Origin of the sequence: Ruminococcus sp. RTP21358st1_G6_RTP21358_211008 (assembly GCF_040908885.1) — a bacterium.
GTDB lineage: Bacteria > Bacillota > Clostridia > Lachnospirales > Lachnospiraceae > Blautia_A > Blautia_A faecis.
In genome coordinates this window covers 1-24,295 of record NZ_JBDGDM010000008.1, presented here as the reverse complement: position 1 = coordinate 24,295, position 24,295 = coordinate 1, and the positions used below count along the sequence as shown (strand labels likewise).

At 43.1% G+C, this 24,295-nt stretch carries 19 protein-coding genes and 2 pseudogenes; 7 read left to right on the top strand and 14 right to left on the bottom strand.

The window, feature by feature from the left end:
- Window positions 1–183 precede the first annotated feature (183 nt).
- The 3 genes from acpP to AB5Z12_RS04540 form a co-directional block, all read right to left on the bottom strand.
- On the bottom strand, window positions 184–417 hold the full coding sequence (acpP, locus tag AB5Z12_RS04550) for an acyl carrier protein (protein WP_021924300.1): 234 nt from the start codon (window positions 415–417) through the stop codon (window positions 184–186).
- Window positions 418–519: 102 nt separating this feature from the next.
- Window positions 520–1,740: an FtsW/RodA/SpoVE family cell cycle protein gene (locus AB5Z12_RS04545; RefSeq protein ID WP_368357274.1), complete on the bottom strand. Its 1,221-nt coding sequence runs from the start codon at window positions 1,738–1,740 to the stop codon at window positions 520–522.
- Window positions 1,741–1,953: 213 nt separating this feature from the next.
- Window positions 1,954–5,535 (bottom strand): hypothetical protein, encoded by a 3,582-nt coding sequence (locus tag AB5Z12_RS04540; RefSeq protein ID WP_368357273.1) that lies wholly within the window; start codon window positions 5,533–5,535, stop codon window positions 1,954–1,956.
- Window positions 5,536–5,883: 348 nt separating this feature from the next.
- Here AB5Z12_RS04540 and AB5Z12_RS04535 point away from each other — a divergent pair, with 348 nt between their 5' ends.
- The gene (locus AB5Z12_RS04535; RefSeq protein WP_173718378.1) at window positions 5,884–6,504 is read left to right on the top strand and encodes a TetR/AcrR family transcriptional regulator; all 621 of its coding nucleotides are present in this window, start codon (window positions 5,884–5,886) and stop codon (window positions 6,502–6,504) included.
- 35 nt (window positions 6,505–6,539) lie between these two features.
- Window positions 6,540–7,313, top strand: coding sequence for a DUF6062 family protein (locus tag AB5Z12_RS04530; protein WP_227200037.1), 774 nt, complete (start codon window positions 6,540–6,542; stop codon window positions 7,311–7,313).
- 100 nt (window positions 7,314–7,413) lie between these two features.
- Here AB5Z12_RS04530 and AB5Z12_RS04525 read toward each other — a convergent pair whose 3' ends face one another.
- Both AB5Z12_RS04525 and trkA read right to left on the bottom strand, forming a co-directional pair.
- Window positions 7,414–8,853, bottom strand: a complete 1,440-nt coding sequence (locus AB5Z12_RS04525; protein WP_368357272.1) for a TrkH family potassium uptake protein — start codon at window positions 8,851–8,853, stop codon at window positions 7,414–7,416.
- A gap of 12 nt (window positions 8,854–8,865) precedes the next feature.
- Window positions 8,866–10,224, bottom strand: a complete 1,359-nt coding sequence (gene trkA / locus AB5Z12_RS04520) for a Trk system potassium transporter TrkA (protein ID WP_118581079.1) — start codon at window positions 10,222–10,224, stop codon at window positions 8,866–8,868.
- A 603-nt stretch (window positions 10,225–10,827) separates the two neighbouring features.
- On the opposite strand from trkA, the gene AB5Z12_RS04515 reads away from it, so the two are divergent.
- The 4 genes from AB5Z12_RS04515 to AB5Z12_RS04500 all read left to right on the top strand — a co-directional run bounded on the left by AB5Z12_RS04515 (window position 10,828) and on the right by AB5Z12_RS04500 (window position 12,942).
- Window positions 10,828–11,481: a restriction endonuclease gene (locus AB5Z12_RS04515; RefSeq protein WP_118581084.1), complete on the top strand. Its 654-nt coding sequence runs from the start codon at window positions 10,828–10,830 to the stop codon at window positions 11,479–11,481.
- A gap of 136 nt (window positions 11,482–11,617) precedes the next feature.
- Entirely contained in the window at window positions 11,618–12,031 is a 414-nt protein-coding gene (locus AB5Z12_RS04510) for a spore coat associated protein CotJA (RefSeq protein ID WP_368357271.1), read from the top strand.
- Window positions 12,028–12,303, top strand: a complete 276-nt coding sequence (locus tag AB5Z12_RS04505) for a spore coat protein CotJB (protein ID WP_118581087.1) — start codon at window positions 12,028–12,030, stop codon at window positions 12,301–12,303. The genes AB5Z12_RS04510 and AB5Z12_RS04505 overlap by 4 nt, the downstream gene beginning before the upstream one ends.
- A gap of 6 nt (window positions 12,304–12,309) precedes the next feature.
- On the top strand, window positions 12,310–12,942 hold the full coding sequence (locus tag AB5Z12_RS04500; RefSeq protein ID WP_173719384.1) for a manganese catalase family protein: 633 nt from the start codon (window positions 12,310–12,312) through the stop codon (window positions 12,940–12,942).
- Between the two features lie 222 nt (window positions 12,943–13,164).
- Here the strand turns inward: AB5Z12_RS04500 and AB5Z12_RS04495 are convergent, their stop codons facing one another.
- The 9 genes and pseudogenes from AB5Z12_RS04495 to AB5Z12_RS04455 all read right to left on the bottom strand — a co-directional run.
- Window positions 13,165–14,067: a radical SAM protein gene (locus AB5Z12_RS04495; RefSeq protein ID WP_195478292.1), complete on the bottom strand. Its 903-nt coding sequence runs from the start codon at window positions 14,065–14,067 to the stop codon at window positions 13,165–13,167.
- Window positions 14,068–14,070: 3 nt separating this feature from the next.
- The gene (locus tag AB5Z12_RS04490; RefSeq protein ID WP_368357270.1) at window positions 14,071–15,918 is read right to left on the bottom strand and encodes a sugar ABC transporter substrate-binding protein; all 1,848 of its coding nucleotides are present in this window, start codon (window positions 15,916–15,918) and stop codon (window positions 14,071–14,073) included.
- Window positions 15,902–17,767, bottom strand: coding sequence for a sensor histidine kinase (locus AB5Z12_RS04485; RefSeq protein ID WP_368368573.1), 1,866 nt, complete (start codon window positions 17,765–17,767; stop codon window positions 15,902–15,904). The genes AB5Z12_RS04490 and AB5Z12_RS04485 overlap by 17 nt, the downstream gene beginning before the upstream one ends.
- Window positions 17,694–19,238 (bottom strand): response regulator, encoded by a 1,545-nt coding sequence (locus AB5Z12_RS04480; RefSeq protein ID WP_118581742.1) that lies wholly within the window; start codon window positions 19,236–19,238, stop codon window positions 17,694–17,696. The genes AB5Z12_RS04485 and AB5Z12_RS04480 overlap by 74 nt, the downstream gene beginning before the upstream one ends.
- A gap of 271 nt (window positions 19,239–19,509) precedes the next feature.
- The gene (locus AB5Z12_RS04475; protein WP_118581591.1) at window positions 19,510–20,346 is read right to left on the bottom strand and encodes a carbohydrate ABC transporter permease; all 837 of its coding nucleotides are present in this window, start codon (window positions 20,344–20,346) and stop codon (window positions 19,510–19,512) included.
- Window positions 20,346–21,200, bottom strand: coding sequence for a carbohydrate ABC transporter permease (locus AB5Z12_RS04470; protein ID WP_148463677.1), 855 nt, complete (start codon window positions 21,198–21,200; stop codon window positions 20,346–20,348). The genes AB5Z12_RS04475 and AB5Z12_RS04470 overlap by 1 nt, the downstream gene beginning before the upstream one ends.
- 194 nt (window positions 21,201–21,394) lie before the next feature.
- Window positions 21,395–22,672 carry an ABC transporter substrate-binding protein gene (locus AB5Z12_RS04465; protein ID WP_173719381.1) on the bottom strand — a complete coding sequence of 426 codons (1,278 nt, stop codon included), beginning with the start codon at window positions 22,670–22,672 and terminating at the stop codon, window positions 21,395–21,397.
- A 312-nt stretch (window positions 22,673–22,984) separates the two neighbouring features.
- Entirely contained in the window at window positions 22,985–23,854 is an 870-nt protein-coding gene (gene fba, locus AB5Z12_RS04460) for a class II fructose-1,6-bisphosphate aldolase (protein ID WP_118581582.1), read from the bottom strand.
- A 120-nt stretch (window positions 23,855–23,974) separates the two neighbouring features.
- Window positions 23,975–24,073: pseudogene (locus tag AB5Z12_RS04455) on the bottom strand (DUF6783 domain-containing protein); the annotation flags it as partial.
- Between AB5Z12_RS04455 and AB5Z12_RS04450 the strand changes: the two are divergent.
- Window positions 24,050–24,205, top strand: a pseudogene (locus tag AB5Z12_RS04450) (DUF6783 domain-containing protein); the annotation flags it as partial. The pseudogenes AB5Z12_RS04455 and AB5Z12_RS04450 overlap by 24 nt on opposite strands.
- Window positions 24,206–24,295: the final 90 nt, after the last annotated feature.

The window sequence follows — 24,295 nt, the reverse complement described above, 5'->3', positions numbered from 1 at the left end:
CACTCCGTTCACCGTAACGCGCTTCGCGATGCACAGAAAGACGAACCTTCTTGTGACAAGCACAAGAAGTAGCGTTTGCTGCGCAAACTTAATTCTCGGGTTTTCTGTGAACTTTGTTCACAGAAACACCTCGCGGAATGTTACCAGTGAACAGTAGCGGGAGATCATCATCTGCGAAAAAAATTAAGCATCGATTCCTTTATCTCTCAGATAGTCGATTACATCACCAACTGTGTTCAGCTCTGTAAGCTCCTCTGCCGGAATCTCGATGTTGTACTCGTCTTCCAGAGCCATAACAAGCTCGAAGAGGTCAAGGGAATCTGCTCCCAGGTCATCCTTGAAAGAAGTATCTGCTGTAATTGTCTCTGCGTCGCAGTTAAGCTGCTCTGCGATCATTTCACTCATCTTTTCTAACATTGCTCATTCTCCTTTAATAAATATCTCGAAAACCGGCTTCTATCAGCCGTATGTCATACACTGCGGAAAGTATATAATCTGCTGGCTCATTTGTCAAGAGAATTATAGGATAAATTCCGGCTCCTGGAATTTAATCTGTCTGGCCACACTTAAGGCCAGTCCCATCTCTGCCATCAGGAACAAAATGGAGGTACCTCCATAGCTGATAAATGGCAATGTGACACCTGTGTTTGGCATGATATTCAGCACAACGGCCACGTTCATAATAACCTGCAAAGCGATATGTACAAAAACACCGCTCACAAGCAGGGAGCCAAACATATCCGGTGCATTCTGTGCAATAAAAAATAATCTGTACAGCAGATAACCAAACAACGCCAAAACCATGATCGCGCCAAAAATCCCCAGTTCTTCACAAATAATGGAAAATATCATGTCATTCTGTGCCTCAGGCACACTTCCAAGCTTCTGAATACTGTTTCCAAGTCCTCTGCCAAAGAAACCTCCTGAACCAATTGCATACAAAGCCTGCAGGGTCTGATAGCCATCTCCGCTTGCATAATCCTCTGGATGAAGCCATACCTGAATACGACGTAAACGGAAGTTAGAGCTCTGATCCATATGGGAAAGACTGTATACCAGGATTGCCACCAGAATAACCGCAACAACAGCAAGGATAACAAATGGTTTTGTTTTTGGATGTGCAATAAACACCAGACCTACGGTAATCCCCAAAATAATCATCGCAGTACTCAGGTTATCCGTAAACACATATGCAAACAGGGCCTGAATGCCGCCCATTCCCAGAAGTACCATAGTAGCTTTCAGGGTTTCCACTCTCTTTCCCATTTTGACGATCAGATAGGACAATGTGATGATCACTGCAATCTTTGCAATCTCTGCCGGCTGAAACTGTACCCCAAGCTTCAGCCATCTTCTCGCTCCATGAGAGGTGACTCCCAGGGGAGTCTTTACCAGCACCATGAGAACAGCGGCTGCTCCATAGATCAAAAACGGAAATTTCGCCAGAATATGATAATCAAAATAGGACACTATAATTGCCAGCACAAGACAGCCGATACTGTACATTGCCTGTTTTTTGAAATAGAACATATCGTCCCCTTCATTAATCTGAGCCATGTAAGAGCTTGTACTGTAAAGCATGATCAGACCAAAGCACATGATCAATATGATTACTGCGACCAGATTAAAATCATAGTAATCTGATTTCGCCTTTTTCATTTTGATCTTGGACTTATAGCCAGGACCTGCCTTTTTCTTTCCTGACCGGATACTTGCTTTTTTCTTTTTCGCAATATCCACTTTATCACCTTTTTCTGTTCATTTTTATATAAACTCTTTTATTTCCTTAATTGTTTTTCATTATAGCAGACTCTTTTTGCAGGTGCAACCCAAAGGTGCTGTTACTCCGTGAACGGTAACGGCTGCAGGGTTTATCCCGTAATAGAAAAGAGCAGGATACTCTCCTGCCCTTCTCTGTTTCCTTATAGAAATTTATATCTGACCTGCTTAAGATCAGTCTTCACTGCCATCATCGAAGCCTTCTGTTTCAATAATGAACTTCACGTTGCCACTCATGGAAGCATCTTTTCCTGTGAAGGATGTATAAGCAGCATCATCAGACTGGAGTGCTTCCAGGCGATCCAGAACACTCTGGAAATCATCTTCCATAGTATCTTTCAGTTTCTTGATACCCTCATCGTAGAACTCTTTCTCACCATCCTTCAGATCTTTTGCTCCATCCTTCAGATCCTTAGCTCCGTCTTTCAGATCTTTTGCCCCATCCTTCAGGTCTTTTGCTCCATCATCCAGGGTCTTAGCTCCGTCTTTCAGACTGCTTGTTCCGTCTTTCAGAGTCTTAGCTCCGTCATTCAGCTCCTTAGCTCCATCTTTCAAAGTCTTGGTTCCGTCTTTCAGATCTTTTGTTCCGCTTACTAAAGAAGATGTACCACTCTTCAATTCACGAGTTCCATTATTAACACTGTTTGCACCGCTTCTTAACTGGGAAGCTCCGCTTCTCAGATCTGCAGCACCGTTCTTTAGCTGTGCAATACCGGATTTTACCTGTCCACTGGCTGCTGCTAATGTACCTGCTCCGCTTACAAGGCTCTTGGTTCCTGCTGTCAGCTGGGATGCTCCACTGTTCAGGGTATCACTGCTTGCTGTCAGCTGAGAAGCTCCACTTCTTAGTGCCACACTGTTTGCTGCAATCTGACCAACACCAGTTACCAGCTTGCCGGTTGCTTTGCTGATTGAACTGATACCTGCATCAAGGCTCTCCTTTGCACTCTTTAATGTACTTGCGCCACTGAGAAGTGCTGTTGCATTGGCATTATCCTTGCCCTGAAGGGTATTGATTCCATCTGTAATAGTCTTCTCACTGTTAAGGATCTGATCTGCTCCGCTTGTAAGTGTCTCAGCAGCCTTGGTATCCTGTAACTGTTTATAGCCAGCCTGAAGCTTCTCATTTCCTTCTGAAATCTGTTTAGCACCTTCCGCTAACTGATTCACAGAATCTGTCATGGAAGAAAGATCTCCAAGTCCTGCAATCAGACTGCTTACTGCTGTCAGACTCTCTCTTACCTGCGTTCCGGCTGCTTTCAGATTTGATGCTCCTGTAGATAACTGACCTTCACCTGCTTCCTTCAGCTGTGCCATTCCACTATTCAGAGAATCAGCACCTGTGCTCAGCTGTGCGGCTCCTGCATTTGCGGTCTGGGCTCCTGATTCAACAGCAGCTGCACCTGCAATCAGTTTATCTGCTTCACCAGCTAAAGTTGAGGAGCTCGCTGATGCTGCTTCTGAAATACTGCCCGCTGCACCTTCCAGGGTGGACGCAATGGCATTTAAGGATTCCTGAACACTGCTTCCGTTTGTCTCAGCCTGGACAGCTACCTGTGACTGTGCCTGAATGTTACCTAGCTCACCCTGGGCGGCAGAAGCATTTCCAAGACCTGCATTTAACTGCTCGATTGCAGAATTAATAGCTGCTGCAGTTCCTTCGTCAAGTCCCTCTGTTCCAAGTGCTCCCTGCAAAGTTGCGATTGCACTGCTCATAGAGCTCTGGGTTGCACTGATTGCACCAGCTGCAGCATCTGTAGATACCCCTGCGGACTGTGCAGTAACCGTAGTCTCAATCTGGGCAGCTGCCTCACGGATACTTGCTGCTGAATCCTTCATTGTCTTAGAGGCACTGTCGCCGATCTGACTGATTGAATAGCTTGTTCCTTCTTTTAATTTTCCAATTCCGTCTTTTACCTGAGTTGCACCGGAAACAAAAGCCGCTGTACCATCAGTCAGGCTCTTTGCACCCTCTGCAACACTTGCTGCTCCAGAAGCAGCCTCACCTACTTTTCCAACGTATTCCGTTACACCGTCAGCCAGGGAATCAGCTCCATCTGCATACTGATTCAGGCTCTTCACCATTGTTTCCGGCTTTGCAGCTGCTACATTCTTGGCAATTTCTGTAAGTTTTGCAGAAGCAGCGCTGATTCCTTCTGAAGCCTGCTGGATTCCAGGTGCCAGCTGTCCTACCCCTTCAACCAGTGCAGATGTTCCACTTACATAGTCCTTGGTTCCCTGTGCCAGGGCACTTGCACCGCTTACATAAGTGCTTACTCCGTCAGTCAGCTGAGTTGCACCATTTACATAAGCGGTTACACCGTCTGCCAGCTGATTTCCACCAGCCACATATTTGTTCACACCATCTGTCAGGGATTTCATTCCTTTATTATACTCTGCCATGTTGCTGTTTACAGTGTCAACACCTTCTGTGTAGCTGTTCACACCAGAAGCCAGTGAATCCACCCCTGCAGTATACTGGGAAATACCGCTCTGCAGTGTTTTTGCACCGCTGTTTAACTGGTAAGCACCAGTCTTGGCACTTGCCACACCAGCATCAAATTCATTGTAGCTGGAAGCCAGTGTATTGGCTCCGCCATAAAGCGTTCTGGTTCCATCGTACAGAGTCTTTGTTCCACTGTATAAGGAAGTAGTTCCATCATAAAGCTGACCGGCTCCTGTATTAAGAGTCTTGGCTCCGTCGTAAAGCTGACTGGCTCCGTCATCCAGATCTTTACTTCCATCATAAAGCTGGCTGGTTCCATCTTTCAGAGTCTTGGCTCCGTCATCCAGGTCCTTGGCTCCATCATAAAGCTGGCTGGTTCCGTCTTTCAGATTTTCGGTTCCATCATAAAGATCTTTCGTTCCATCATAAAGCTTCTTAGTTCCATCAAAAAGATCCTTAGATCCATCTACCAGCTTCACTGCTGCATCATCCAGTTCATCCAGAGAATCCTGAAGTTCATCCAAATCATCGGAATCCTCAAGATTCAGACTGCTGAGCAAGTCTGTAACCGCCATAGTGAAAGTATTTCCCATAGTACAGTCTGTAACATCAGCCTCCATTGTGAATCCTTCCGGAATATCAATCTTATCGGAAAGGTCACCGCTTAAATCCAGGCTGTCCTTTAAACCTGGAACTGCAACTCCTACAACCATTTCCTTGTCGCCATCGGAAATCACCTTTCCATTATCAATGGTAACATTGGAAAAATTATCGGAAGAAAGGATCATTCCGGTTACCATAACAAACGGAGAATAAACTTCTACGTCTTTTTTATCAACTTTTACTGTCTTTTTGGATTTGTTTGTATAAGAAACTTCCATACGAAGATGTCCACTCTTGCCAGCAAGCTCCTCTGGAGTAATTTCCTGGTCATCCAGATAATATTTGATCTTCATATCTACCGGAAGTTCCTTGTTGGAAGTTCCCTGATAGTAAATATCACTGCTGTCTGTATTCCAGGTAACCTTGTCGCCATCCTGGGTAAAGGTTTCATCACCTTTTACATTCTTGATTCCTTCCAGGTCAGATACATCGGATATATCTCCCTCTGCTGATCCGGAATTCTTCAGCCAGTCAGATACGGTGATGTCTTTTATTTCACCTTCTGCAGTAGCGTTTACATATACGGTTTCTTCCTTGGATACTCCATTGTCTGCTTCCTGTGCTGCAGCAATTACCGGTGTAGTTCCAAGGACGGCAGCCATTCCGGCAGCCATTGTAACATTCAGAATCTTTTTATTTCGGTTCATGTTAGCCAACTCCTTAATTCTTACTTAAATATCTGACGTCTGCAAACTCCTCTCGCTGTCCTGCAGCGTATCTGTTTTCCCGACATCAGTTAGTCATCTCTTAGCCTATGAAAGTTATACAACAAAACTGACCAGTAGTCAATATCTGCTTTTTACCCAAATCTTTTCCTGTTTTGATATTGACTTTTGGTCATTTTTGTTTAAAATAGAAATAAACCACCATAATTATCAAGAAAAGTTCAGATAGTGAAGCTATAATTGTAACAACCGGCTTTTATTGCTGCTGGAAGAGACAGTAAACTTTTATTTATAGAATGTCTGACAGACATAAGCTTAGGAGGAACTGGCATGGGAAAACTGGAGTTAAATAAAAAAAGGAAGAAAAGTGCTCTGTACAACACTGCCTTTGAACTCTTTACCACTAAGGGGCTTGCCAAGACAACCATTTCCGATATTGTGGAAAATGCAGGTGTTGCAAAAGGAACTTTTTACCTCTATTTTAAAGATAAATATGATATTCGAAATAAGCTGATCTCTCACAAAGCCGGCGAACTTTTTTCCGAGGCGCATGACGCTCTGGAAGCCTCCCACATTACCGGTTTCACTGCACAGCTTCATTTTATTGTAGATAATATTCTGGACAGGCTGGAAACTGAGAGTAGTCTGCTTGGCTTTATTTCCAAGAATCTGTCCTGGGGAGTTTTTAAGGATGCGTTTCAGGAACAGGCAGATGACGATGATTTTCCATTTTTCCAGGAATATCTCAATCTTCTGGATCAATCTGATGTACAGTATGATTCCCCAGAGCTGCTTCTTTTTACCATTATTGAACTGGTAAGTTCCACAAGTTACAGCTGTATTCTTCACTCCCAGCCAGTCTGTCTTGCTGAATACCGTCCTTATCTTCATCGGACGATAGACTGTATTTTGCAGGCATTTATCCATGGAGCAGATGTTGAAAAATTATAGACTTATACATTAAAATCCTGAAGGAGACCTTACAGATGAAAGAAAAATTATATACCATTCCCCTGATGGATGCTTTTAAAGCAGAGGACGAATGCCCTTTCTGTTTTGTGGAGCGCCAGCTGGAACAGCATGCCATGGATTTCGTTTTAGGTGCCGGCGCATCTTATATGGAAGACGATGTACGGGCAGAAACTGATAAAATGGGCTTTTGCCGTACCCACTATAAGAAAATGTATGACTACGGAAACCGTCTGGGTACAGGGCTGATTCTGAAAACCCATTTTCAGTACAAAACAAAAGAACTTCATGAACAGATCAGGATTTTCGCCCCTTCCAGGACTTCCGTTTTTTCCAGATTTAAGAAGAGGAACACAGATACAGAGGCACCGAAGACTTCTCTTGGCACATGGGTAAAAGAACAGGAAGATACCTGCTATATCTGCAATTTTTATAAAGATACCTATGCAAGATATCTGGATACTTTTTTTGAACTGTTTAAAAAAAATCAGGAATTTCTCCCGCTTTTTGAAACCTGTAAGGGATTTTGCATTCCCCATTTCGGAGATCTTGTTGAAACAGCTGAAAGTGCTTTATCTGATAAAGAGAAAAAAGCCTTTTACGCTATCCTTTTCCCAATGATGGAGCAGAATATGCAAAGGCTTTCTGATGATCTGGACTGGTTCTGCGATAAGTTTGATTACCGCAATAAAGATGCGGACTGGCGTACTTCCAAGGATGCACTGCCGCGTGGAATGCAGAAAGCGGCAGGAGGATATCCGGCAGATGAGCCATATACTATGGACAAGTAAGACCAAACAGGCTCCTGCTCGTTGCTTACGCAAATAAAGACTCCTCAAATTAACATTCTTTAGAGCGTGTTAATTTGAGGAGTTTTTTATTTGTCAGTTTTCAGAACTTTCTCCAGGTATCTCTCTTAAACAAAAGTAACAGCGGGAATACTTCAAGCCTTCCTGCCAGCATATCAAAGATCATAACAGCCTTGGAAATATAAGAATACGTATCAAAGTTCCCGGTAGGTCCCACAGCTCCAAGACCAGGTCCTATATTATTCAAAGTGGCTGCGATCGCAGTGAAATTGGAAACCATATCCAGATTGTCCAGACTTATGATCAACAGTGAAATAACAAAAATCATAATATACACAAACAGGAACATATTTGTAGCTCTCACCACCTCATGGGGAATCGCCTTATCATCCATCTTGATCTTCTTCACTGCATTTGGGTGCAGATACAGCTGCAGTTCCTTGCGTGCAGATTTACACAGGATCAGAAGACGGGATACCTTGATACCGCCGCCTGTACTTCCTGCACAGGCTCCCACAAACATAAGGATAACCAGAATGGTCTTGGAAAATACCGGCCACACATTGAAATCTGTGGTAGCATATCCAGTAGTAGTAATGATGGAACCCACCTGGAAGGCAGCCTGCTGGAAAGCTCTTCCAAAGCTTGTGAACATTTCTCTTGTATTAATAGCGATAGCTACAATGGCCAAGCCAATAATCCCCAGATAGTAACGTACCTCTTCATTCTTGGCTGCCTGCATTACTTTCTTGGTCAGAAGCAGATAATAGGCATTAAAGTTGATTCCAAAAAGAATCATAAAGACCGTAATCACCACCTGATTATACGTGCTGTAGCTTGCAATACTGTCATTTTTGATACCAAAACCACCAGTACCTGCGGTACCAAAACTAAGGCACAATGTATCAAACAGAGGCATTTTTCCAATGAGAAGGAAAATGATCTCCACAATAGTCAGAATAATGTATATGGTATACAAAATCTTGGCTGTGGACTGTACCTTCGGTACCAATTTGCAGACAGACGGTCCCGGGCTCTCTGCTTTCATCAGATTCATGTGGTATCCACCGGTAAGAGGCAGCAGGCAGAGAATAAATACCAGTACTCCCATTCCGCCAATCCAGTGGGTAAAGCTTCTCCAGATCAGCATACAGTGAGACAGAGCCTCCACATCACTCAAAATACTGGCTCCAGTCGTGGTAAAACCGGAAACAGTCTCAAATATTGCATCTATAGGATGGGGAATACTTCCTGAAATAATAAAAGGAAGGGCTCCTGCAATACTGAGTACCAGCCAGCTGAGAGCAACTGTAACAGCACCCTCTTTGGCATGGAATACTTTGCTTTTTCTTTTTCTCCTGGTAAGCGGAATTCCGATTGTCAGGCAGATCAGCATCGTGATCAGAAATGCCAGACCATTTTTTTCCCGGTAAATGATTGCTGTTATTCCTGGCAAAATCATAAATGCCGCTTCAAAATTGAAGATCCAGCCAAGAATATAAGATATCATGGAATAATTCATGTCCGGACTCCTTTACTTTGCAAGTATATCGTTGATATCACGAAGGCCTCTGTTAGTGGTAACAATTACAACTCTGTCACCAATCTCCAGGGCATCATGTCCACGAGGAATGCGGACACTGCCATCCCGGTAAAGACATCCAACCAGAAGATTCTTCTTCAGATTCAGTTCAGACAATGTCCTTCCTACAATAGGTGAATTATCACAGATCTTAAATTCCAGAGCTTCTGCCTTTCCATCCAGAATGTGATACAAGGTCTCCACATTACTTCCAATGGAATTCTGGGTTGCTCTTACATACTGCAAAATATAATCTGCAGTAATGTATTTCGGGTAAATAACACTTCCGATATCCAGACTGTCAATAATATCGTCATAGGCAAGTCTGTTTACCTTGGCAACCAGCTTGGCATTCGAAATAGTCTTTGCGAAAAGGGAAAGGAAAATATTCTCCTCGTCCATATTGGTCAAAGTTACAAAGGACTCAGCACTTTCCAACCCCTCTTCCAGAAGAAGGGAACGGTCTGTGCCGTCACCATTAATAATCGTAGCATCTGTAAGTTCTTCGCTTAGGAACTCACAGCGGTTCTTATCTTTCTCAATTACCTTGACTTTGATCTTCATGGCAAGCAGGGCCTGGGCAAGATAATAAGAAATTGTTCCGCCACCTACGATCACGGTGTTCTTTACCTGATGGGTCTTCAAGCCAATCTTTTTAAAGAAAGCTGCTGCATTCTGCGGGGTAGCAAGAATAGAAATCACATCTCCATTCCGGATCACATTGGTACCACCTGGAATGGTAGTATAATCTTTTCCCTCAATAGCACAGAAAAGAATATCGCAGCGAAAGTGCTCAGTAATCTGCTGGATGCTCTTTCCATCCAGTTCAAATTCAGGCATTACTTTAAATTTCAGAAGTTCTACCTTGCCTCTGGCAAAAGTATCAATCTTTATGGCGGATGGAAAACGCAGAAGTTTTGAAATTTCCTGTGCTGCTGCCAGTTCCGGGTTGATGATCATGGTTACACCCAGACGCTCCTTGATAAAACCGATCTCCTTACTGTAAATCGGATTACGCACACGGGCAATTGTGTGGCAGTGACCAGTCTTCTGGGCGATCAGACAGCATAGAAGGTTCATCTCATCTGATACAGTAACCGCGATAAGAATGTCTGCGTTCTCAATTCCCGCTTCCATAAGAGTATTGATACTTGCTCCATTTCCAACAACGCCCATAGCATCTACTTCATCTATAATCTCATTAATCCTGTCCGGATTGATATCGATCAGAGTTATATCAGTATCCTCTTCCTGAAGCTGCTCTGCAAGTGTACGTCCAACTTTTCCACACCCGACAATTATAATTTGCATAACTCCTCCAAATATATAAATAATAGGAAAATGTCAGGTCACAGACAAAAAATGAGTCTGCCCCTAACATTCTAAACACTGCTATTATAGCACTACTGTATGCTTTTGGAAATAGTCATTTTCTTACAGTAAATCTTAGAGTGTGTTTGAAGTTAACTGTGAACTTTGTTCACAAAAAGCCCGGGAAGTGCGGCGCGAAATCATGCGAATGCGTGATTTCTGTGCATCGCGAAGCGCGTTACTGTGAACGGAGTGAACAGCAACGTGTTGTTCGAACAGGTGTTTACTTTTTATTTCATATGTAGTACAATGACTTTATCTCTATAAATATACTTTTATTTCATTTTCCCGAATTTGGCTTTCGCCATTAACTTTATAAACAGGATATTTTCCCCAGAAATGGAAGGAGGCCGGTGCTTTCGCACCGGCGCGTATGAAAAAGAAAAATATTAAATTAAGAAAGACTTGGTGCTTTCTACAGTTAATAATATACGAAACAAATGTGATAAAAGTGTGAAAGACTTTTGAAAAAATCATGAAACGATTTCTGCTGTTTTTGTATAAAAAAACGAAACAATAACTCAAAATAAGGGATTTTACCAGATGAATGGACACAAATTTGAATATAAATGCGCCCGGATGCTGCGCCGAAAGGGATTTCACCATGTAGAAGTTACCAAAAAAAGTGGTGACCAGGGTGTTGACATCATTGCCTACAAACATTTTTCAAAATATGCAGTTCAATGCAAATATTATTCTTATCCAGTTGGGAATAAAGCCGTGCAAGAGGTCTATGCCGGGGGCAAATACTATGACTGCGACCGCTGCATCGTTATGACAAATGGCACTTTCACCAAGGCAGCTATCAGCGCAGCCAATAAATTAGATGTAAAGCTATGGGACAACTGCTCTATGTTAAAGAGTACAAGTCTGATTTTTGAAATAATGAGAGCAATGAATATTCTTGGAATCCTATTTGGATGTTATCTTCTAAGAAATGTTTTTCCATTTTCTTCGGATACTTATTTGCAGTATTATCGGGAATTTTCCCTGATTCTGGCTGGGCTTCTTGGCTGGCTGGGCTGGGAGAACTGGATGTTAAGTACTTTAGCTGGAGCACTGTACCTTTTCCTTGAATTTACATTTCAAGGAGCAGGCAACGTTCCTGAATTCCTGGCAGGCGGTGTAAATCTTGTATTTCTGATTCCCGCACTGATTTATTTTGTGCATGTGTATCTCTTAAAACCAAAGCCATAATAAAAAATACCATCCGTTCTTTTCACTGCACCACCAACAGTATACGTAACTATTACATTCTCTTATATAAACACATTTATATATTTTTACATAGAATAAAGGGAAAGACCTTACGGAATAAGGAAAGGATCTGTTTATGGAAAATTATCAGATGAACCGTTCGGGCTGCCGCCCTTATAATAGAACCTGCGGGATGATGAATTTCTCTCCCGCTCCACTGTCGCAAATGCGGCGAGAGACTTCTTGCAGCGAAATGAATTGTGAGTCCTCAGACTGTACCAGACCATATAAAAATTCCAGTGATTTCATACCTGTGAAGTCTTCATACAATCCGCCAATTTCCCAAACACCAAACTGCCCCTGCACTAAACCAGTTTCATCAAAAACAGATAATATGTATGAGCACCTGAAACACCTGACACCAGCAATGGCCTATGTACCATATCAGAATTTCACTTCAGCCTATGATCTTGACTATGCCTTGTCTGTGGGCACTATTTTCCCACAGCTTTGTAAACCATTCTGTGGAAAGAGAGGTATTCGAAGATGATGAGAAAGCAGCCTTCCCCAAGATGCTCTTTTTTACAGCAGATCAATGAGGTTAGTTTCGCTGTCAATGACATGCTTCTTTATCTGGATACTCACCCTGAGGATCAAAAAGCATTGCGCTATTTTTCCGATATTTCTGACCGTCGCAACCAGCTGATGGCCGAATATGCTGAGAAATACGGTCCTCTGACCATCGACAGTGCAGCTGTAAGCAGTGAAAATGCATGGAAATGGTCTCAGCAGCCATTTCCATGGGAAAAGGAAGGAGCGTGACAGTTTATGTGGAATTATGAAAAAAGATTACAGTATCCAATCAATATCAAAACGCCAAATGCGAAGCTGGCTCAGTTCATTATGAGCCAGTATGGTGGCCCGGATGGAGAAATCGGTGCTTCTATGCGCTATCTCTCCCAGCGCTTTACCATGCCGAACCGAACCTCTGCAGCTGTGCTTAATGATATCGGTACTGAAGAACTGGCACATCTGGAGATGGTTTCCACCATGGTTCACCAGCTTACCCGTGACCTCACTATGGAAGAAATTGAGAATTCCGGGCTGGGACCATATTATATTGACCACACAGTTGGCGTGTGGCCACAGGCAGCAGGGGGTGTTCCATTTAATGCCTGCGAATTCCAGAGTAAAGGTGATCCAATCACGGATCTATTTGAAGACCTTGCAGCAGAACAGAAAGCACGCTCCACTTATGACAATATTCTCCGTGTAGTACGAAATATCCCGGAAGTTGCTGATCCTATCCGTTTCCTGCGTGCAAGGGAAGTGGTACATTTCCAGCGATTTGGTGAAGCACTTCGCTCCATCCAGGAACAGTTGGATGCCAAAAACTTCTACGCTTTCAATCCAGGCTTTGACAATCCCTGCTCTGCAAGCTGTGCACCTGAAGCAAAATAGCATATGCTGCTGGTCATAAAGATAACCGTAACAGCAATACACATCTCACAGAAAACCTTTTTTAAACACGCTCTAATACTGCCCGGCAATTGCTGGGCAGCTTCAAAACAGTAGTCAGCAGGCTTTTTCTCCCCATACCAATTGTTCGTTTACTCAACTTCAAAGTCACCACAAATATCCTCTGGAACTATATCATCGGATTCGTGCATAATACTTTTTCTTTCATACCCCTTCATAATCAAACGCCGGTATAAAACTTTCCTCCGCAGTCTCCCCTTCCTGAAAATAGCCATTTTCGATTCCAAGCTCAATGGCAGCGTCCAACACCTTTTCATACTCTCGTCTGGTCACTTTCCGATTCAGTTCCGGAAATTTCTCATTCTTCCAGACAGGCGTATATTGGTTCATTACGCTGATAAAAATATCCTCCCCATAAGTCCGGTACAGATATTTCAATACTGCAATAGAATTTTTGGTATGCCCTGGCAAAATCAGATGACGAACAATTGTCCCGCGTTTTATATATCCATCCTCCGCAAACTGACAGGGACCGGTCTGACGCATCATTTCGGCAATTGCACTCTGCGCCGCCTGCGGATAATCCCTTGCGTTGGAAAAAGCAGCAGCCAATTCAGGCTCCATATATTTCATATCTGGCAGATATACATCCACATAACCATCCAGTCTCCGGATAGTTTCCACGCTCTCATACCCACTGGAATTGTACACGACTGGAAGATTCATTTCCTTTCCTCTGGCCAGCTCCAACGCCGAAATAATATGCGGCACATAATGCGCCCCAGTGACCAGATTCAGATTTGCCGCCCCTTTTTCCTGCAATTCCAGAAAAATTTCAGCAAGCCGCTCCACTGAAATTTCTTTTCCGGAATCCCCAATGGCAATATCCCGGTTCTGGCAGAAACAGCACCGCAAGCCGCAGCCAGAGAAAAAAACAGCCCCTGATCCTTTTTTTCCTGAAATACAAGGTTCCTCCCACATATGAAGAGCGGCACGGGCAGCCCTTATAGTACTGTCCATGCCACAATATCCTCTTTTGCCCTCCAGACGATTCACATTACACTTCCGGGGGCATAAGGTACAATTCTTAAATAATTCTTCTCGCATAAATTACGAATTCTCCTCTCTGATCTTCTCGGTCAGTTCCCTTCCCCCCTGGTCATACCACTCTTCCACAAAGGTATCAAAGTAATCCATGGGCTGCTCTCCCATGATCATCTGAATAAAGGCATTTTTCTCCAGGGAAGCAAGCATGTTGGGAATCTCTCCATCCGAATCAACCAGATATGTTCTGCGCACCGAACTATAATGGCCGTCAACCAGCACGCCCACTGCTGAAATTCTGGACTTGTACGCAGCCCAGTCCTCTACAGTTACATTTTTCCCGCTCAAATACTTCATACAGGCATCATAGTAAGACTTCTCCAGTGCGCTTAAATTACTTGCCTTCTGCTTGCCGGACATTACTCTCCTGATATCCTTCGTAACATTATAAATTGCCTCATTATAATCCACATTAATAACCAGCGGTCTGGCTGTAGGGTCCACATTCAAAGCAAAATAGCTGTTGATCTCATCCGCATTTTCCTCATCTTCGAACCGGCTGTAATCAAACAGAACACTGATAATTTTCATTACAATTTCCGGATGTTCGTAGCCCTTTCTCACAACCACATATTTGTTGTCCCGAAAAGAAGCATAAACGTTGTCTTTTTCCTGATATTCAGCAGTAAGGTAATAAGGCTCCCAGTCTGCTTCCGGATCATTCTCAGCCACATCCATAAGCGGATTATTCGGTGCCCACCAAAGTCCAAAAAACGCACCGCATTTACCTTCCACTACCAGATCACGGAGATTATTCTGAGCACGCAGGGCAAAGTTCTGATCCAGTATTCCTCTTTCATATAGCTCACGCAAATAAGCAACGGCAGATCTGGTCTCCTCTGTCAAAGAACCATAGACAATTTCCCCGTCTTTGTCCTTGATCCATCTTCTTGGATAAGAATAAAATTTTTCAAAAACAGGTTCCACCGAATAATTCTGACTGGTAGTAGACACAAAATTGGTATCACACACAAGTCCCACAGGATCTTCCCCTTCCTCTGCTCCCATCCTGTTTTCCTGAAAAACCTGGATAATATCCATAGCCTCTTCCAGAGTCTCTGGCTCTGCAAGACCCAGCTGATCCATCCAGTCCTTTCTCATCCACAAAAGACAGGGACCATGGTCGATCACCGCTTCCGGCAGCGCCATCAGCCTGCCATCAAAGGTTCCTGCACCGAGAAGCTGGGGACCATAGCTGTTATACATGGCCTTGATTCTCGGGGAGGTACAGTTTGCATAAACCTCAGTCAGATCCTCCACCATGTCATTTTCCACAAGAACATTTAAAGTCTCCCTGTCTGAAACCACCAGTACATCCGGCAAAGTGTGATCATTTACCAGCACATTCACATACTCGTCGTAGCGATCCTCCCGCTCCATATAGGCATTTTCATTCTGCACGTTCAGAATCTCTTTCAGATATCTGGTATAAGCGCTGTCTTCGTAGGTATTTCCTGCTGGAAGATTGGAATTATTGGCACCGCTCATCTGTCCTAAAGTATAAGTCACAAGCTCCGGGTACTTTCCATACGGAGTTGTGGAAGCTTTTTTCCACAATCCGCTATCTGTAGAATTATCTGTCTGGGATTCTTCTGTTTCTGTACTTTTCTCTGCATCCGTTCTGTTTTCTGCTGTCTTTTCCGTCTCGTTGTCTACAGTGCCTGGGTCAGCTGCATCAATTCCGGAATCACTGCATGATTCCTCAGAAAGCCCATAATCTGCTTCTTCGTATTCCACACCCGTTGTCTCTTTTCCCATATTTCCAGCTGCGCTATCACAGCCTGTCAATGAACCAGACGAAATCAACATGGAAAAAGTCAGTCCCAATACCAGAATTCTATTTTTTTTCTTCACTTTTTCCACCTTTCTTTCCTGTTGTGTCCTCTGTGTCTTCTTCCGGTTCCTGCAAAAACTTTTTCGTAGAAAACTCTCCGGCTGCCACAGCCTCCTCATCCGCTTTTTCTCTTGGAATTCTCATTTCTACCCTGGTGCCTTGATCAATCTGGCTAAACACCTTGATTCCGTACTCCATCCCATAAAGAAGCTGCATTCTGTCATTGACATTTTTAAGACCATATCCGGAAGCCTTGTAAGTTACCAGCTTATCTGCCTCTTCCTGTTCCATTCCTGGTCCATTATCCTCCACAGCAAGAAGCACATCCTCACCGTCCTTTACAAAAAACAGTTTCAGAATCTTCTCTCCTTCTTCTTTCATGTCCAGCCCATGCTCCAATGCATTCTCCACAACAGGCTGCAGCAGCAATTTAGGCACAATATCTCCTTTCACCTCCGGGTCAATGTCCCAGATCACCTGAAAATCATTGTCATGCATCACCAGCTGGATATCCAGATACGCCTTAATATTCTGAATACAGTTATCCACAGTTACCATATCCTGCCCCTTACTCAAAGCAGTCCGGTAGAACATAGATAAGGACAAAGTAACCTTACTGATTTCCCTCTGACTGCTTCGAATAGCCATCCAGTTGATAACAGACAGGGAGTTATACAAAAAATGAGGATTGATCTGGGCAGTCAGTGCCTTCAGTTCAAACTCTTTCAACGCAATCTTATTCTCATAAACCTCATGGATCAGACGATTGATCTCGTCCATCATGCTTCGGAAGCTGCGCACCAGAAGGCCAATTTCATCTCCAGCATTGCTGTCCACCGTAACCTCACGGCTCCCCTGGTTTACCCGGTTCATGTTATCGGTAAGCTCCTCGATCTTTCTGGTAAAAAGTCTGGAAAAAGAAAGTCCCAACACCAGAATTATGGCTACACAGGCCGCAATCAGGGGAATCTCGCTGACCAGGATTCCTGACACAGAGCTGTCCACTGCTGATTGCAGCTTATACAGATAAAAAATCCATCCGCAAGCCGCGTTCTTCCGGTTTACAAAAGCATAATCTCCCTGCCCGGACTCCAGAAACTCCCTGGAGACAGCCTCTCCCGAATCCTTTTCTTCCTTTTCACCCAGCATTTCCTTCTGAAACAGAACATTTCCCCCTTTATCCAGGATCATGCCCCCGGATTCTGCAGAAATAATCTTTTCAAAGGGCTGAAAAATCTTATTATAATCCAGTGTAACGCAAAGAACTGCTGTCTGCTCTCTGCCAGTATAAATCCGCCTTACAGCTGCAATCTCCGGTATCTGGCTGTCCACCACCCACTGCACAGACACATCCTCTTCCAGTTTGTCATACCACCACTCCTTATCCACCTCTGACAAAGGCACAAGTGTATACTCATGGCGCACTTTAATGCTTTCTGCAAACAACTGGATCTGTATAATGGCATCATGATAAGACTTTGGTACAGACAAAAGAGGATCTGCTACTTCTGTATATTTTATATACGCTTGATAATTATCCATATTTTTCTCAGTGATCAGATCCTCAATATCCGGGGAATAAGTGAGATAATTCAGAAGACTGGAAAAAACTTCTATCTGGCTGTCGATTCCCTCTCCGGTCTGTTCCAGAATGGAAGACATATCCTCCATTTCTTTTTCCCGGAGCAGACTGCTCATGCGGTCATGACTATACAATACAAGCAGGATCATGGGAACCAGGCTGGCTGTCACAAGAAGAATAGTCAGCTTATGACGATATTTCATATTCTCAAATTTATTCTTTATGACTGCCGGTATTTTCATCCTCTTCACCGGTTCCTTTCCGATAGGACTCCGGGCTGCTTCCATAATATTCCCTGAAACTTCTGCAGAAATAAGAAACATTGGGGATTCCTACCTGTTCACTGACCTGTGCCACCTTCATATTGGAATTACACAAAAGCTCCTTCGCCTTTTCCATCCGAACCACACGTATAAAGCGGTTCAGGTTCATACCAGTCTCTTTTTTAAAAATAAAGCTGAGATAGCCAGAAGACAAATACACCTTCTCCGCCAATGTCTCAAGACTTAAATCCTCCGCATAGTGCTGGTAAATATAATTCTTCACAGAAGCAACTTCATCTCTGGAATCACTCATGGAACGCTCCAGAAACTCCTCGTACTCCTTAATATTCTCCTGAGTGATTGCAAGGATCTGCTTCAGATTGGTACAACTGTACAGCCGCTCTACCTCATGATCCAGCTTCCGCTCCTCAGAGAATTGATTTTCCTGAAAAAGCTCCTGGATCACATTGGAAAAAACAAATTTCACATACATGGCAGAGAAACGGGTATCATTCTCATATTTCTTCACCAGACACTCAAAATGCTTCTTCAGCTGCTCCACATCTTTGCGGGAAATGTCTTCGGAAATCTTCTCCATCAGACGGGAATCCTGTGTCTCCGCATTCACCGGCTGGCTGTCAGAGGCCTCATTATTAAACACATGCACATCTGGATGATAAAATTTCTCCTCCATGGTCTGCTCCAGCTGGGACATAATTTCAGGCAGCGCCTCATGCCCTTCAAACCGGCTGCTCACTGCAAGGTGAAAACTTGCAGAGTAATTCTGCTTCAAAATGTCATATAAATGCTTGGCAACCAGCTGATAATCGCAGTACACATCAGAAAAAAACAGCACAGACTGTCTGGTATTCAGATTCAGGTAAAAGAAATTCCGGTGCAATCCCTGCATCAGTTCCTCATCAATATTATCTGGAACATTATCAAAAAATGCCTTATCTGATTCGATAAGAATCGCACAGTGCCACTGCTCCCAGTTAGATTCATCTAAAATCTCCCCAGCTTTTTTCAACACTTCTTCATTTCCGGAATACAGGTAAGTCTGAAGAAAATACTGAAGAAGAAAATTCTTCCCTTTCTCTTCCTTCTGCTTCTTGGACCGGATACTTTGAAGCTCTGCTTTTACTTTCCCGATAGTTGTATGAAATGTATCCGGATCAACCGGCTTCAGCACGTAATCCTTCACTCCGTAACGCATAGCTTCCTGGGCAAAAGCGAAATCACTGTATCCACTAAAAATTACAATTGGAAGATTGGGATACTCTTCTCTGACCTTGCTAGCCAGCTCCAGACCGTCCATATGAGGCATTTTTATGTCTGTTAAAAGAAAATCAATCTCTTCACTTCGCAATACATTCAGTGCCTGCCTGCCATTGGCAGCCTCATGGATCTCGTATTCTCCCTCTTCCTGTGCCAGAAGGAATTTAATTCCCTCCCGCTCAATTTTCTCATCGTCTGTTATCAAAACTCTGTACATATTGGTACTCCGATCTTTTATTATATTTAACACCGGGACAACTCTTCCAACTGTCATTTATGTCCGTCTGTCAGAAAAGCCAGAAATTTCATATCGCCTGTTGCTTCGCCCCATTTTTTCTGTCTGGCGCACATGAAATCTTATATAAAGATAAAGATAGCCCCTCGCATCTCTGCAAAGAACTATCTTTATTTTAACATTCTGGTATCATATTGAAAAGGGAATAATCTCCAAATTTCTCAGGTAAAAACCGTTCTTTTACCCAAAGAAATCAACCCTTAACTGCACCTGCAACAACTCCCTCGATAATATATTTCTGGCAAACCAGATATACAACAATAATCGGGATAATGTCGATCATAATACTTGCCATCATCGGTCCCATCTGTACATGACCATAGCTTCCACGGAAATACTGGATTGCCATTGGGATTGTTTTATATTTCTTAATATCCAGAACCAGTGTTGGAAGAAGATAATCGTTCCATACCCACATCAGCTCCAGAATTGCAGTAGAGATAATGGTTGGTTTCAAAATCGGAATCAAGATCTTAAAGAAAACCTGCAGAGGACTGCATCCATCAATCATGGCAGCTTCCTCAATTTCCAGCGGGCTTCCTTTTACAAAACCGGTAAACATAAATACTGCAAGTCCGGCACCAAATCCAAGGTAAACAATGCAAATGGTGTATGGATTATTCAGTTTCAAAGTATCTGCTGTTTTTGCCAGGGTAAACATAACCATCTGGAAAGGAACAACCATACTGAATACGCAAAGGTAATACAGAACCTTGGAAAGCAAGCCGTTTACACGTACAATGTACCATGCGCACATAGAGCAACAAAGCAGAATCAAAACAACAGACATAACTGAGATCACAAGGCTGTACCAGAAGGATTTCAGGAAATCCATCTGTGTGACGCTGGCTATAAAGTTCTGGATTCCGTTCCAGGTCTCAGATGTAGGAAACTGGAAAACACCAGATGTAGTAATTGCGGACTCCACTTTTAAGGAGTTAAACAGGATCATAACAATCGGGTAGATCCAGATAATTGAAATTATAGAAAGAATTATAGTTGGGATAATACTTTTTTTCTTATCTGCCATTATGCCTGCACCTCCTTAGATGATGTTGCACGAAGCTGGATTAATGCGATCACAACAACCAGTACAAAGAATACAACTGCTTTTGCCTGGCCGATACCCTTCCATGCAGGGCCGCTTCGTCCGTAGAATGTATCGTAAATGTTCAGTGCCAGTAACTGTGACTGTTTTCCAGGATCTCCGCCTGTAAGGGAAAGGTTCTGGTCGAACATCTTGAATCCGTTTGTAAGAGTAAGGAATGTACAAATTGTAACAGATGGCATGATCATCGGAATCTTGATTTTAAACAGGATCTGTGATGCGGTTGCGCCATCAATCTGTGCAGCCTCAATCAGATCCGGAGATACGTTATTAAGACCAGCCACATAAATGATCATCATATATCCAATCTGCTGCCATAACAACAGGATGATCATTCCAATAAAACCATTTGTTGCAGACAACTTCAGAAGAGGCTGTCCCCACATGGAAAGCAGACCGTTTAACAGTGTCTGCCAGATATAACCAAGTACAATACCACCGATCAGGTTCGGCATGAAGAATACAGTACGGAACACGTTTGTTCCTTTGAAGCCTTTTGTCAAAGCCAATGCAATGGAAAATGCCAACACATTAATCAGAATACTGGAAACAAATGCGAATACAACGGTCAGCCAGAATGCATGACTGAAGTCACCGCCGATAAAAATTTTCTGATAGTTGGAAAGTCCAACCCAGACTACATCTTTTACAGTTGAAAATTTACAAAATGAAAGATAAATACCCCAGATAAACGGCCATAAGAAACCTATAATAAATGCAGCCAATGTTGGCAGAACAAATACCGGCCACCATTTTTTCAGAGATTTTCCTACCATTTTTCACTCCTCCTTTTCCTGTTATGACACCTTTGTGGAAGATTATCCACCACCCCAAAACATTACATCATTTTCCCATTAAAATGGGGAGGCTGTATTTCGCCTCCCCACCCTGTTCACCATTCTATAATATGTCCTGAATTTCTTCTGGACATATTATATGCTGTTGGAAAGAAATTTATTACCTGTTACGATTATTCGGAAAGAGCTTTCTCAGTTGCCCAATTGTCAACGAATGCGGAAACTACATCATCCCAGGAACCGCTTCCTGCTGCATATAATGTAAGCGCTGTACCAAGACCGTTCTTCCACTCTTCAGATGGCATTGTTGTGAAGTTCCATGATACAGGTGTAAGGCCAGCTGCTGTATACTCTGCATCCTGTTTTACAAATACGTTTGTGGGCTCCTGTGCTGTTTTGAAAGGAATTGTAAAGCCCATGTCTTCTGACATAGCCTTTGTTCCATCCTCAGAAGTTACGCACCAGTTCATGAAATCAAGTGTTGCCTGGATATCTTCCTCAGAAGCTTCTTTGTTTACACACCAGAAGTTCTCTGTACCGGTTGCAAGGCCTTCGTTCTCATCATCAACACCGAAGTAAATCGGAATCATAGCCAGCTCGTCATCGCTGTATGTTTTGGACAATTCGCCATATTCCCAGGAACCATTCTGATAGAATACTGCATCTCCGTTGATGAACTCGTTACGGGAGTCATCTGCTGTCTTAGCGGAAAGCTCAGCTCCATCGCAGGTAGAATCTGTGATGTAAAGATCAAATACGTTCTTATAGTTATCAAGGTATGTTCCCTTGATTGCATCTGTATCATCGATGCCATCTGCCTGATACTCATAGTAGATTGGAAGGTTTGCAAGGTGTGTTTTGAATCTCCAGTCAGAGGATCCGTCCATACCAGCGCTTGTGAAAGCACCTTTCACTCCAAGCTCATCTTTTCTTGCCTGGATGTCATCAGCAACCTTCTTCAGATCATCAAAGCTCTTGATGTCATCTACTGTGTAGCCTGCTTTTTCCAGTAAGGTTTTGTTTACGATCAGTCCATAGGACTCGATTACGTATGCAATACCATCAACTGCATCACCGTCTTTTACAGTGTAAGCATCAGATGTAAGCTGTGAGTAGATATCAGATCCGGACAGATCATAGCAATAATCCTTCCAGTTCTTAAGTCCTACAGGTCCGTTTACCTGGAAAAGTGTAGGAGCATCACTCTTAGCCATCTCAGACTGAAGTGTGGTCTCATACTGTCCGGAAGCTGCTGTAACAACTGTTACCGGAACACCTGTCTCTTCTGTATATTTTGCTGCCAAATTCTGCCATGCTTCATCCTGCTCTGGTTTGAAATTTAAGTAGTAAACCTTTCCAGATGCATCATCAGCCATAACCGGTAATGCCGGTACCATAGAAGCTGCCATAACTGCGCTAAGTCCCATTGCTGCGATTTTTCTCATCTTCATAATTTTACTCTCCTTTTCTTTGAGAACCGTTTCTTAAGATGTTTATATAATACTGATTTTTCTGTTAAAAAACCATGATAAAAAATCAAGAAACATGTTCATTTTTTTAGAGAGTGATATTTGAATATGGACATTTTGTCGCAACTTGTACAAAACATTACAATTTTTATCAGATCCAGACTTTGAATAATAATTCGGGTCACAAGCCAGAACCTATTGGAAAAAGCAGTCTGTGAAACATCTCATATATGCAAAAGAGGACTGCTTGCGCAGTCCCCTTTCTCTTTCCGCATGTGCGGAGAAAAATCATATTCAAGCTTTTCCAACGGATCCGAAGATTTCCATTTTCTCTTTAACAGTAGCCTTGATTGCATCGAAGCCAGGTGCAAGAAGCTTACGTGGGTCATATCCTTTACCCTGCTGATCTTTGCCTTCCTCGATGTATTTACGTGTAGCTTCTGCAAAAGAAAGCTGGCACTCTGTGTTAACATTGATCTTGGAAACTCCAAGGTCGATAGCTTTCTTGATCATGTCTGTAGGAATACCTGTACCACCGTGAAGTACTAACGGCATATCACCTGTAAGCTGCTGGATTGCATCCAGAGTCTCAAAACTTAAGCCCTTCCAGTTAGCTGGATATTTACCATGAATGTTACCAATACCTGCTGCCAGGAAATCGATACCAAGATCAGCGATCATCTTGCATTCCTTAGGATCTGCGCACTCGCCCATACCGATAACGCCATCTTCCTCACCACCGATGGAGCCAACCTCTGCCTCTAAGGACATTCCATGCTCTCTTGTGATCTTAACCAGTTCTTTAGTCTTAGCAACGTTCTCTTCGATCGGGTAATGAGAACCGTCGAACATGATGGATGAGAATCCAGCCTCAACACATTTCAGGCATCCTTCATATGAACCGTGATCCAGGTGAAGTGCAACCGGAACAGTGATCTTCTGCTCTTCCATCATACCTTTAACCATTCCAACAACGGTCTTATAACCAGCCATGTACTTACCAGCGCCTTCGGAAACGCCCAGAATAACCGGGGAGTTCAGTTCCTGTGCTGTAAGCAGGATAGCCTTTGTCCACTCAAGGTTGTTGATATTGAACTGACCTACTGCATAATGTCCAGCTTTTGCTTTTTTCAGCATTTCTGTTGCATTAACTAACTCATACATGATAAAATTCCTCCTATCTTTGGAAACACCTTAACTATTTCCATTGTCTGTAGTTTAGCAGATTTTTCCCCATTCGTCTACCTCTTTGCAAAAAAAATGAGTTATTGATTCTTTTTTCATTCACCTGGAGCGTATTTGAAAAAAGCTTTCTGCAAGATGTGCGTCACAATTTGTGGAAGATTTTGTCCGGATGAAGGCGCCGTAGCGGGCTACGGCAACTGAATTCAGGCAAAATATACTGCAAAGTGGGGCGGGCAGATTGCGGGAATGCTTTTTCAAACACGCTCTGGCGCGCAAAACATCAAAAAAGCTGAAAAAATATCTTGCAAAAACTTTCTTCTTTGTATATAATAAATTCATTCACGGATGGATTCCCGAGTGGCCAAAGGGGACAGACTGTAAATCTGCTGGCGATGCCTTCGAAGGTTCGAATCCTTCTCC